This window comes from Psychrobacter immobilis (genome assembly GCF_003148585.1).
In the GTDB taxonomy this organism is placed as follows: Bacteria; Pseudomonadota; Gammaproteobacteria; order Pseudomonadales; family Moraxellaceae; genus Psychrobacter; species Psychrobacter immobilis.
The window spans coordinates 6532-19194 of record NZ_QGGM01000002.1; the positions used below are offsets into that span (position 1 = coordinate 6532).

A 12663-nucleotide genomic window follows, 5' to 3' on the forward strand; every position below is an offset into this window, starting at 1 on the left:
GGCTTTGCATTAAAAGCTGCTGATGGTAATACAGTACAGAAACCATTGGGACAAGCCGTTGAGGTGGTTGGCTCTAACAGCAACATCGACACCCGAGTAAAAAATGGCAAAATCGAAGTTGAGCTCAATGACAACTTAAACCTAGGTACAACAGGCAGCGTTAGCACAGGCAACTTATTAAACGGCACGACTGTTAATGGTCTAGGTATTGTCACTGGCGGCGTGCTTACTGGCGTCACTACCGTTAGTGGTACAGGTGTCACGGTAACGGGTGGAAGCATATTTAACCCTACCAATGCCACGTTAACCAGTAATGGTCTGACCATTTTAAATGGCCCAAGCATCACCAAAAGCGGGGTCAATGCGGGTAATAAGAAGGTCGTCAATGTTTCTAATGGTACGGTCAGTCTAAATAGCAAAGACGCCATCAATGGTGGTCAGCTGTTCCAGACCAACCAACAAGTCACGACCAATACTAGCAACATCTCAACCAATACCACCAATATTGGCACCAACACTGACAATATTGCTAAAGGCATCAAGTTTAATGTGAATGATGCAAGTAGCGGCGGCACTCTTAAAAAAACCTTCGCTTTAGGTGAAGAAATTAAATTTGATACAGACAGCAATTTAACCACCACTGGCTTATCAACGGGTGATGGAATCAAACTTGGCTTAGCCAACAACTTAACAGGTCTGGATAGCGCAAGCTTTAATAGCGGCGTTAGTATCTCATCTACTGGTATCAACGCAGGTGATAAAGTCATCTCAGGCGTGGCTAGCGGTGGCACAACGGAAACCAATGCGGCGAATATTGGTGATTTGAATAGTGCCATTACTGGTGTATCCACCTCAGGCTTTGCATTAAAAGCTGCTGATGGTAATACAGTACAGAAACCATTGGGACAAGCCGTTGAGGTGGTTGGCTCTAACAGCAACATCGACACCCGAGTAAAAAATGGCAAAATTGAAGTTGAGCTCAATGACAATTTAAACTTAGGTACAACAGGCAGCGTTAGCACTGGCAACTTATTAAACGGCACGACTGTTAATGGTCTAGGTATTGTCACTGGCGGCGTGCTTACTGGCGTCACTACCGTTAGTGGTACAGGTGTCACGGTAACGGGTGGAAGCATATTTAACCCTACCAATGCCACGTTAACCAGTAATGGTCTGACCATTTTAAATGGCCCAAGCATCACCAAAAGCGGGGTCAATGCGGGTAATAAGAAGGTCGTCAATGTTTCTAATGGTACGGTCAGTCTAAATAGCAAAGACGCCATCAATGGTGGTCAGCTGTTCCAGACCAACCAACAAGTCACGACCAATACTAGCAACATCTCAACCAATACCACCAATATTGGCACCAACACTGACAATATTGCTAAAGGCATCAAGTTTAATGTGAATGATGCAAGTAGCGGCGGCACTCTTAAAAAAACCTTCGCTTTAGGTGAAGAAATTAAATTTGATACAGACAGCAATTTAACCACCACTGGCTTATCAACGGGTGATGGAATTGCTCTCGGTCTGTCTCCAACTTTAACAGGCCTCACTAGTGCAGATTTTGGTGGTGTTAGTATCTCTACTACTGGTATCAATGCCAACGACACCCAGATCAAGGGAGTAAAAAGCGGTGGTAATACAGTAACCAATGCAGCAAACATCGGTGATGTACAGATGGCAGCCGCAGGAGCGAGAACCAAAGTAGTTAAAGGTACGAATGTTGCCAGTGTTGACTTTTCAACCGATAGCGATACTGGACAGGATGTCTATACTGTCAATGCCAATGGCGCCAGTGTTTCTACTGCAGATGCTAATGCACTAACAGTTAGCACTAGTGTCAAAGATCCTGATACCAATATCACCGACTATCAAGTTGATCTAAGCGAAGGTAGTAAGGCAAGCTTGGCAAAAGCTGATAGTGCGATGCAAACGGTAGTGACACAAATCAACGGTAATGATGTCAAGACTTTGGATAAAGACAATAATACAGCCAACTTTATTACTGGTGACAATATTGTCTTGACCGCTGACAATGGCGGTATCAAAGTTGCTACTGCTGCCGACTTAGTCTCAACCAGCTTGACCACAGGAACTACAGTCGTCAACGCTGATGGTGTCACATTTATGGGTGGGACTAATCAAACGGTCAGACTCAGTAATAGTGGGCTAGACAATGGTGGCAATCAAATTACCAATGTCGCTAACGGTACAATAGCCAGCGATGCCGTAAACTTTGGTCAACTACAAGCCACGACCACGACCATCGATAAAGGCCTCGACTTCGATGGTGACACGGGTACTACCGTTAATCGTCAGCTTGGTGACAAGCTGACAATCAAAGGTGGCGCGACCGTGGCAAGTGACTTGTCAAATGGCAACAACATTGGCGTCGTTGCTGACGGTACCAGCACATTGACCGTGAAACTTGCGAAAGATTTAACTGGTCTTAACAGCGCAAACTTTGGTAGCGGTGTCAGCATCTCAGCCAATGGTCTGAACAATGGTGGCAATAAAATTACTAACGTTGCAGAAGCGACCACAGGTAAGGATGCGGTAAACTTCGACCAATTGTCAGCAACCAATAGTCTCGTGGCCAAAGGCATCAAAATCGGTGATGGCAATAGTGCCAACGACCAGCAGTTTGCTTTAGGTGATACCATCAACGTCACTGGTGATAGCAACATGACGACGATGGCCTCAGCAACGGGTGTTCAGGTGAAACTGAATAACCAGTTGAATTTAGGCAATGAGGGTAGCATGCAGATTGGTAATAGCATTATGAATAGTAATGGCTTCACCTTTACTGGTAATGGTCCCGGTAGAACGGTTAGACTGAGCAGTAGTGGTCTTGACAATGGTTTTAACAGAATCACCAATGTAGCTGCTGGTATTGCAGATACAGATGCGGCGACTGTCGGACAGTTGAACGCCACGACGTTTGCCCTTGATCAAGGTTGGGGACTAACGGCTCAGGGTGATGTTGCCACTATGATCAAACAAGGCAGCGCCATCGATTTGAACAGTACAGATGGTAATATTAAAGTATCTAGATCAGCGGACAATAATGTTAGCCCTGACCTACGTGCTGCTGCACCATTGGCAGGCGCCAATGACATTAGCTTCGATTTAAATCCAGACCTGAATTTAGATAGCGTAACGACGGGTGATACCATTATGAATAATAATGGACTGACTATTACAGGTGGACCTAGTGTCACCAAAGCGGGTATCAATGCTGCTGACACTAAGATTACAAACGTTGTGAACGGCGATGTCTCTGAAGGTAGCAAAGATGCTATCAATGGTGGTCAGCTCTATGCACAAGGCAGTGGCATCAGTAGTATCATTGGCGGTGAGACAGTCTACAATCCTGTAGATGGCACCTTTACCAATAGTAATATTGGTGGTACTGGTCAAAATAGTATCGACGGTGCGATTGCTTCTATTAAGCAAGGAGAGGTCGTTATCAATGAAAACATCCAAGCCAACACTACCAATATCCAAACCAATACCACGAATATTGCCACGAATAAAACAAACATCGACACTAATACGACCAATATCAAAGTAAACAAGGATAAAATAGATGCGGGTCTCAATTTTGGTGCTGATAGCGGTGCTACCATCAACAAACCAGTAGGCGATGGCAGTGTCCTCACCTTCACAGGTGGTAATAACATCACCACCACAGCAGCAGGTAGTAGTATTAAGTTTGATCTAAACGGTAACATTAGTATAGATAGCGTCAAAACTGGCAATACGACAATCAATAATAATGGTGTCAGCATTGTCGGTGGTCCTAGTATGACTGCAAGCGGTATCAACGCCGCTGGCAACAAGATCACTGATGTGGCTGATGGTATGGCGCCCAGAGACGCTGTGAATATGGGTCAATTAGATGCTGTTAGTCAAAGACTTGGCAACAACATGAATGAGCTAGGTTATAAAATTGGTGAAGTCGAAGACGATGCAAATGCTGGTATTTCAGCCGCCATGGCAATGTCTTCACTACCGCAAGCTTACATCGCTGGTAAATCCTTAATCGGTGGCGGTATAGGAACGTACAATGGGGAAAGTGCAGTTGCTATTGGCTTCTCGAAGTTATCCAATGATGGTCGTTGGGTCATGAAGGTGAACGGCACCGCTGATACCCAAGGTAATGCTGGCGGCTCAATTGGTGCAGGCTTCCATTTTGATTAAAGCAATCAAGCCTACTATCAAGTAAAGTGATTTGTTAGTTATAAAAATTAGTCATAAAAAAGCAAGGCATTGGATGCCTTGCTTTTTTGCGACATGAGCATGAAGATGTTTTCAGCGTGATGATTTGGTAGTCACTATTTGATAATCACTATTTGGTAGTCACTATATGATTTTTACCAATGATTTGTTTTTCTTTAGCTCAATAGCCAAGCGATAAAAAGCCCTCATTCTATGAGGGCTTACTTATTTTTATAAAAGCAATTTTATACTCTGAACATGGCTGCATTTGGGGTCAATCCGACATAAGCCATGCCAGCTTGCTCCATCCAATGTGGCTGCACGATACCATGTTGTAAAATAGCATGAATGTCTCGATGCGCTCTTTCTATTCTATGTTTTTTATATAGCGAGACCGTACCAGCGACCGCATAAATCTCCGATACCATGGCTCTGGCTTCTCTCGCTGCCTCACAGGCTGCTGCCCACACATCAGCCAGCTGTATATCGGTAAAGGCATTCTGTTGCTGTGCTTCGTTCCATAATACCTCGACACTATTGTGTAATTGTGCGCGCCTAGATGCTAATAGCGTTTTGCTCCTAGCGATAGTCGCTTGTACTGCTGCACGATCACGCAAATCTGGGCTTTTGCCGGGCGTTACTTTCTCAAGGCAAATTTGGATTAACTCATCTGTCGCTGCTTTTAAGACACCTAGTGCCATTGCTGCACAGCCAGCGGCATTAATACAGCCGATTGGTAGGCGGCTATACGCATTATCGATGGTGACAGGGCTATCAAAATCGACCGCATAACGTTCCTGCACAAATGCGTCTTTGATGACGATGTCGTGACTGCCTGTACCATTTAGTCCACCAACATGCCAAGTATCAATCACCTCCACATCTTTTTTTGGAATAAAGAACAACTTTAGATTTGCACCCGGTCCAAGGGTGGTGGGTGAGCCTTCTGAGACTACCAAGCAGCGCAGCACAAACCAGTCTGCCAATTCACAACCTGATACTAATGTCCATTGACCTGAGACCGTATATCCTTCAGCGGTTTGTTTAGCAATCCCTTCAGGGCGTGCTGAGTTGGCATAGACATGAGAGGGGTCACTGTATATTTCCTTCATGCTAGGCTCGTCTAAAAACCGTCCAAATGTGCAGGCCAAATGATTGTTCCAAACGATCCAAGCAACTGAGGCTTCAGCACTGGCTAGCGTCTCATAAACCTTTAATGTTTCCACAGGATTGCCTTGCCATCCTCCCAACGATTTTGGCAGTCCCATTCTAAATAGCGACAACTCTGACAGTTTTTTGACCACTGTCGGTGCAATTTTTCTACAGGTTTCTGTTTCTTCTCTAGCCGATAAAGCTAAATCATAAATATCTTGAGCGGCATGGGATGGTAGAGCGTCTTTGTTACTTGATAAAGGTATATAACTCATAATATCCAACCTTATTTTAAATGAATAAAACAGTATGTTTATCTAAAATCAATTCTAAATTTGAGATATAACAACGCCTATACCAAGAATAGCCAACAGTTGACTGCTATACAACCAATAATTTGAATATATTAAATATTATATTGAGATGAAAAGTAGGAGTGATGATTCGATGAAATATTGAATACTATATTAGGCTTAAGAGTATCAATGCTTTACCTGTTTTCAGGCAGTCATTCGCTTTGATTGCTTTGTCTTAGCCCTGAGCCCAGCAATTATAATGGCGTTTTGTTATTAAATTCTCTAATCATTTAATTTTCTAGGGCATGTCCTCATTTTAAAAATGGTAATAAAAATGAGATAAATTGCCGTCAAACAAGGAAAATAGCGCAGATAATATCAGGATATTAACCAGCTATTTGACGATGTTTGGCAAGATTTAGCCATTTTTAGCCCATTTAGAGGATACTCGATTGAATTGAGGACACGCCCTAGTCATCTAATAGCAAAACACCCTTACTGAAAGCACTCTGTTTGATTGTTTATTGAGACTTGGGCGCATCAGGCTGCATGCTAGGATCAGCGTCAGCAAAGGCTTTGAGCGTACGGCAATGCGTGTCAATTTCGACGATATTAGGATAAGCACTTAAATCCACGTTAAAACGTCGCGCCGAAGAGACCTGAGGAATCAAATAGCAATCTGCAAAAGTAGGGCTGTCGCCGTAGCAAAATTTTCCACGGCTTTTGTCTTTTGCTAGTATTTTTTCTAACGCCGCAAAGCCCTCACTCATCCAACGGTTGCACCACGCCATGACTTTTTCTTCGTCTACTGACAGCTCATTGCGCAGATATTGTAAGATACGGCGGTTATTAATCGGATGAATATCACAACCAATCATAGCGCTAATGGCTCGTACTTGCATACGTCCAGCCGCGTCTTTAGGCAATAGCGGGTTTTTAGGATGAACCTCTTCTAACCATTCTAAAATGGCTGGGCTTTGATATAGTAATAAATCATCGGTCTGTAAAACAGGCACCAATCCTTGTGGATTGAGTGATTTAAAGGCATCTGCTAACTGCTCATCTTTTGCTAAATTGACCGAAATATAGTCATAATCTAAGCCTTTTAGATTCATCGCGATACGAGTACGATACGAGGTGCTGCTGCGAAAGTAGCCATAAAGTGTCATCATTGTGAATTCCTTTTATTATGGTAGGTTGTGAATGAGATAAGCGGTTATAATTAATGGTACGAAATGTATCTTATACAATTAAAAAACTCTTATGACGTTACCTCTTTAGTTCAGTTTTCATGAATATATTAGATTAATATGCCAAGTAAATTACTCATTGAGCAAAACATGCCAGCAGCTGAAAGCCCTTTAGAAAATCCCGTGACAACCAATAAAAGTCAAAGTGGCGTCCAGTCACTGGAGATTGGATTGTCGGTGTTAGACGTTCTTATCGATCATAATGAGCCGATGATGCTAAAAGATATTGCGCAAGTGATGCAAATGCATCCAGCAAAGTGTCACCGTTATTTGGTCAGTCTCATTCGTAAAAACTATGCGCGTAAGCTTGATGATGGTCGCTACGGGCTAGGCGATAGGGTTAACACATTGGCAGCATTGGGGCACTCTGGATTTAGTCAAAACAATATTTTAGAGCGGCTGACGCACATCGCTAATGAAATCAAAGACACCCTGAATTGCGGTGTGCAGATTGCCAAATGGTTTAGCGAAGGTCCTATTATTATTCAGTCCGTTGAACCAGATAGCCCGATTAGTATTATCACTCGTATCGGTTCACGTATGCCGCTGACGACATCGGCGACGGGGCAATTATTTGCCAGTTATCAGCCAGATGCCGTCATTCAGCCATTGGTCAAAGCTGAATGGCAGACAGACAATGAAGCAATAATCACAGAAAAATGGCAGAATTTCAGTCACTTGCAAGCCAAAATTCGTACCCAAGGCTATGCGACAGTGACGGGTGATATGCTCATGGGTATTAATGCCATTACGATTCCTGTCATAGTGCCGCCGTTTGTTAATAGCGCTGTTAATCTATCTGCTGTTAGTGGCAAAACTGCTAGCAAAGGACTACCACTAGAATATGCCATCACTATCATTGGAACGACACAGCAATTGCCTATGAGTGAACAACACAACGTGGTTGAGCAAATTCTAGCAATCGCGCAGCGTTATCAAATTGCGTAGCTGGTATTTTTACTATATAAGTTTTAAGCATATAAATTGACCGGCTATCGCGTAAATGGGGTTTTGTCCGAATATCATTTAATGATATTCACCCTTTAGACCACACAGGCGCTACTGGCAGCTTTTGCTTTTTCGTATACATTATTAGCATCTAGACCAGTGGCGTTCACTTCATCTAGATAGTGCTGCGAGCCTTCCATTAATGGATCTTTCCAGTCTGGGTCATTGAGTGGATCAGGGATATCGATCATGATATCGCCTTTTTCTTTGGCTGCGGCCATTGCTTTGGCGTTACTAACGTCAAATACTTTGGAGACACGTGCTGCCATCTCCGCCCCTGAATTGTCATCAATCACTTTTTTGAGATCATCAGGTAAGTTGTTATATTTCTCTTTATTCATACTGATAACAAAAGTAGAATTATAAAAAGGAATGTTGGTGTGCGTATTGATTAACTCATCAAGACGAAATGCTTGAATGGGCTGCCAAGTAAAGCTAAGTCCGTCAATGACACCGCGTTGAAGGGAAGTATAAGTATCACTGGCAGGCATGCCAACGGGTGCAGCGCCAGTCGCTTCGATAATGTGACTGGCAACCGCAGAAGGTTGGCGAATACGCAAACCTTTCATATCAGCTGGCGTGCGAATAGGCTTATCTACGGTATGCAGCGCACCTTGTCCAGTGCCTATCAGCGCTAGCAGGTGAGTATCTTCGTACTCATTTTTAATGACACCATCATCATACAGTTTATGAAGTATGCAGCTCTGCTGCTGTGCAGTATTTGTGATACCTGGCAGCTCTACAATCTGCGTTAAAGGAAATCGCCCTGCTGTATATCCTTGCGCTTGCATACCAATATCAACAATACCTTTCGCGGTAGCATCATAGGTAGCACCCGGTTTGCTAAGAGTAGCAGAAGGGTAGATCTCAATCTTTAAGCGGCCTTTTGATTCTTCTTCAATTTTCTTTGCCCATGGCTGCAATGCTTCGGTGTTTATGTTGTCATTGGCAGTCATAAAGTGTGAGAATCTTAGAGTAGTCACATCGCCTGTATCTACATCAGCGTTTACTGCTGGGTTGTTATTAGAGCAACCAGTCATTGCGATCGAGGTCGCTAAGAGTATTCCTAAAGGGGTTTTTATTTTCATCATTGAATCCTTTCATGATGGTTAGATATTGTTCGCTACCTAGGGCGTATCATCAATTAGTATATTGATACATTTAGTGGTCTTAAAATGATGGTACGCCCTAATTAGTCATATAAAAAGAGATAGCAAACACAATAACAGGTCAATTACTCACCGACAGGCGCGACTTCTCTTGCTTCAGCCAGTTCTTCTGCATGTAAAAACTGGGTATGAGCTGGTGCGCGTTTGGTACGTGACCATTCTTCTAACATCTCATACTTCATGGCTTCAGTAATCATCGAGACCTTTTCTTCTGAGGTAATATCATCGTAGGTGAGTTCCATACGATGGCCATTAGGATCAAAGAAATAGATAGAATGGAAAATACCATGATTGGTCACGCCGACTACATCAATACCATTTTCTTCTAAATGCTTTTTTGCTGCTATTAAGGCATCACGGTCTTTTACCTTCATGGCTAAGTGTTGCACCCAATTTGGGGTATTCGGATCAAAACCCATTTCAGGCTGATTGGGCACTTCAAAAAACGCCAATACGTTGCCATTACCGGCATCTAAAAACACATGCATATAAGGATCAAAGGCTTTGGTCGAAGGCACGTGGTCTTCAGCGAATGCAAGGATGAAGTCCATGTTTAGGTATTTTTGATACCATTCAACGGTTTCTTTGGCGTCTTTGCAGCGATAGGCCACATGATGGATTTTTTCAATTTTAAAGCTCATATCAAACTCCTTTTGATAGGGAATGCAGTGAGTAATAGGCTGCCAGTACCGATTGACTATAGGTCGATGGTTGCTTGGCAGCTCAAAACAACTGTGCTCACATTTTTTCTAGACTATTTGTCAAAATCAAAGCTAAGCGCGGGCAGTACTTTGCCGCGTACTTCACCAAACCCGACACGAATGCCGTCTTTTTCGCTATAGCCTTTCATGATTACTGTGTCGCCATCTTCAATAAAACTGCGGGTCTCGCCGCCTTTTAAAGTGACAGGTTTGGTCGCATTCCAAGCAATCTCTAACATTGAGCCATAAGAATCTGGCGTTGGTCCTGAAATCGTACCTGAGCCCATCATATCGCCAACTTCCACTTTACAACCAGTGATGGTGTGGTGAGTTAGCTGCTGCGCCATTGACCAATACATATACTTGAAGTTGGTCTCACAGACCACAGTGGCGCTATCTGAGTTTTCAGGCAATAACTCAACTGATAGATGGATGTCGTAGCTATTATTGCTGTCTTTTTCGTTTAGATATGCCAATGGTTTTGGCTCTTGAGTTGGGCATGCTGTTTTAAAAGGTGCCAATGCATCCATAGTCACAATCCAAGGCGAGACTTCAGAAGCAAAGGTTTTGGCATTGAATGGGCCTAAAGGCACGTATTCCCATTTTTGAATGTCACGGGCTGACCAGTCGTTGAGCAAAACCATGCCAAAAATATGCTCAGAGGCATTGTCTACTGCAATTGGTTGACCAATGCTATTACCTTTACCAACCACAAAAGCAGTCTCAAGCTCAAAATCTAAACGCTTGCAGGCTGAGAAAATAGGGCGGTCGTCAGCGTTTGGCTTTAATTGACCAGAGGGGCGTATCACATCAGTGCCACTGACGATGACGGTGCTGGCGCGTCCGTTATAGCCGACTGGCATTTCAGTCCAGTTAGGTAGTAGGGCGTTGTTTGGATCACGAAACATAGTACCGACGTTGGTGGCGTGCTCTTTAGACGAATAGAAATCGGTAAAACCTGGGACGTGAACGGGCAGATGCATGGTGACGTCTGCTTGATTAAATAGCGCTTTTTTCTGCAAGTCTTGATTATCACGCAAGGTGTTGCTGGCACTAGATAGTAGGGTTTGGATGGTTGAGCGTGCCTGCGTCCAATTGTCTCGACCTGAGTCAATAAAAACGTTTAGCGTTGCTTGATCAAAATATGGACCGCCCTCTAAGCTCAGTAAACCTTCTGCTTCGAGCACAGCCAAATCCAGTACGTACTCACCGATAGCCACACCAGCGCGGCGCTTATTATTATCAGCAGCATCTTTGGTATCACTAAAAATACCATAAGGCAGGTTGTGAATGGAGAAGTCAGAATCAGCGGCGATATCGATAAAGGATGTGAGGGTGTTGTCAATCTTTGACATAGGGTGCTCCTTGCTAAAGCATATAATGAATTACGTTATAATTAACTACTTACGCATAATGTAATTTATCAAAGTGGAGATTGCAAGGGTTTTTATGCAGTGTTTTCTTAAAATAGACGTGATACTAAGGCAGTTGATGTTTTTTTTGAAACAAATAGGAAAAACGCAGGACATAAAAAAAGGCTGAGCACTCGCTCAACCTTTTTATGAATCGCTATTACTGACTACCACACCGTTTTAATGCGTGCTCACTCAGTCTTTCAAGACGTCTGCCATGGCATTGGCCACATAGTCGATGTTGCTGGTGTTCAGTCCAGCCACACACATACGTGAGTTGGAAACCATGTAAATGCCAAACTCGCTTTGTAAGCGTTCGACTTGCTCAGGCGTCAGACCAGTAAAGCTAAACATGCCGTTTTGACGGGTAATATAGTCAAAGTTGCGGTTCGGGATTTTGGCTTCTAATACTGATTTTAGCTTTAATCGCATGGCTTTGATACGGTCGCGCATTGCATAAACTTCGCCAACCCATTGCTTATGTAGTGCTTCGTCGTTCATAACGATATCGACCACACGACCACCATGTGATGGCGGGCTTGAGTAAATACGGCGTACGGTAGCATTTAGCTGACCGAAGACGCGCTCTGTCTCGTCAACCGTTGGACAAACAACTGATAGACCGCCGACACGCTCACCATATAGTGATAAGTTTTTAGAGAATGAGTTGCTGACAAACAATGGCAAGCCCATATCGACAGATTTACGAATCGCATAAGCGTCGCTGTCCATGTCTTCGCCAAAGCCTTGGTAGGCAATATCCATAAATGGAATCAGTTCGCGCGCTTGAATGACGTTCAGCACCGTATCCCATTGCTCACGGGTCAAATCTAGACCTGTTGGATTGTGGCAACAAGGATGCAGCAAGATCACATCATTTTTGTTCAACGTCTCAAAAAACGCAATCATTTCATCGAATTTGATGCTGCTGTTGGCTTTGTCGTAGTACGGGTATTTGCCCACTTCGACATCAGAGCCTTCAAAAATGGCAATGTGGTTGCCCCATGTTGGATCACTCACATAGCATTTAGATTGTGGGAACCATTCATGGATGAACTCAGCGCCGACTTTTAACGCGCCAGAACCGCCAATCGTAGCGATAGTGGCGACCAAACCGTCTTTTAAAATCTGTGCGTCTTTACCGAACAGTAATTCCTGACAGCCTTTACGATGTCCTGGTAAGCCTGCCATCGGCAGATAAGGACGCGGCGCAATAGGATCGGCAATGCGTTCTTCGGCTGTTTTTACACAGTCAAGTACAGGCAATACACCATTTTCATCATAATAAATACCAATGCCTAAATTGACCTTTTTAGGATTGTTATCTGCTGTATATTTTTCCATCAGCCCTAGAATTGGATCACCAGCGTAATAGTCGATACGTTCAAACATGTTGTTTCCTTATGAAATATAAATCAAGCCGCCAAAAATCATAGAGCAAATTGACGGTT

8 protein-coding genes are annotated in these 12663 nt (G+C 43.5%); 2 read left to right on the forward strand and 6 right to left on the reverse strand.

Annotation, left to right across the window (positions count from 1 at the left end; genetic code table 11):
- Positions 1 to 4206: beta strand repeat-containing protein (locus C8D84_RS02080; protein WP_211317072.1), on the forward strand; the 4206-nt coding region annotated here is incomplete at its 5' end.
- 263 nt (positions 4207 to 4469) lie between these two features.
- On the opposite strand, the gene C8D84_RS02085 is transcribed toward C8D84_RS02080, so the two are convergent.
- Together C8D84_RS02085 and maiA are read right to left on the reverse strand one after the other, a co-directional pair.
- On the reverse strand, positions 4470 to 5651 hold the full coding sequence (locus tag C8D84_RS02085; protein ID WP_109589675.1) for an acyl-CoA dehydrogenase family protein: 1182 nt from the start codon (positions 5649 to 5651) through the stop codon (positions 4470 to 4472).
- Positions 5652 to 6193: 542 nt separating this feature from the next.
- Positions 6194 to 6841 (reverse strand): maleylacetoacetate isomerase, encoded by a 648-nt coding sequence (gene maiA / locus C8D84_RS02090; RefSeq protein ID WP_211181297.1) that lies wholly within the window; start codon positions 6839 to 6841, stop codon positions 6194 to 6196.
- A 141-nt stretch (positions 6842 to 6982) separates the two neighbouring features.
- On the opposite strand from maiA, the gene C8D84_RS02095 reads away from it, so the two are divergent.
- Complete coding sequence (locus tag C8D84_RS02095; RefSeq protein WP_228244424.1) at positions 6983 to 7870, forward strand: IclR family transcriptional regulator; 888 nt, start codon at positions 6983 to 6985, stop codon at positions 7868 to 7870.
- A 95-nt stretch (positions 7871 to 7965) separates the two neighbouring features.
- Here C8D84_RS02095 and C8D84_RS02100 read toward each other — a convergent pair whose 3' ends face one another.
- The 4 genes from C8D84_RS02100 to C8D84_RS02115 form a co-directional block, all read right to left on the reverse strand.
- Entirely contained in the window at positions 7966 to 9018 is a 1053-nt protein-coding gene (locus C8D84_RS02100) for a TRAP transporter substrate-binding protein (RefSeq protein WP_109589678.1), read from the reverse strand.
- A 146-nt stretch (positions 9019 to 9164) separates the two neighbouring features.
- The gene (locus tag C8D84_RS02105; RefSeq protein ID WP_109589680.1) at positions 9165 to 9740 is read right to left on the reverse strand and encodes a VOC family protein; all 576 of its coding nucleotides are present in this window, start codon (positions 9738 to 9740) and stop codon (positions 9165 to 9167) included.
- A gap of 113 nt (positions 9741 to 9853) precedes the next feature.
- Positions 9854 to 11155, reverse strand: coding sequence for a fumarylacetoacetase (gene fahA / locus C8D84_RS02110; RefSeq protein WP_109589682.1), 1302 nt, complete (start codon positions 11153 to 11155; stop codon positions 9854 to 9856).
- Positions 11156 to 11407: 252 nt separating this feature from the next.
- A complete protein-coding gene (locus C8D84_RS02115; protein WP_109589684.1) occupies positions 11408 to 12604 on the reverse strand; it encodes an amino acid aminotransferase in 1197 nt (398 codons plus the stop codon).
- Between the last annotated feature and the right edge of the window lie 59 nt (positions 12605 to 12663).

Coding starts and splice junctions, on each gene's coding strand:
- C8D84_RS02085 (WP_109589675.1), bottom strand. CDS start 5,651: ATGAGTTATATACCTTTATCAAGTAACAAAGACGCTCTACCATCCCAT.
- maiA (WP_211181297.1), bottom strand. CDS start 6,841: ATGACACTTTATGGCTACTTTCGCAGCAGCACCTCGTATCGTACTCGT.
- C8D84_RS02095 (WP_228244424.1), top strand. CDS start 6,983: ATGCCAAGTAAATTACTCATTGAGCAAAACATGCCAGCAGCTGAAAGC.
- C8D84_RS02100 (WP_109589678.1), bottom strand. CDS start 9,018: ATGAAAATAAAAACCCCTTTAGGAATACTCTTAGCGACCTCGATCGCA.
- C8D84_RS02105 (WP_109589680.1), bottom strand. CDS start 9,740: ATGAGCTTTAAAATTGAAAAAATCCATCATGTGGCCTATCGCTGCAAA.
- fahA (WP_109589682.1), bottom strand. CDS start 11,155: ATGTCAAAGATTGACAACACCCTCACATCCTTTATCGATATCGCCGCT.
- C8D84_RS02115 (WP_109589684.1), bottom strand. CDS start 12,604: ATGTTTGAACGTATCGACTATTACGCTGGTGATCCAATTCTAGGGCTG.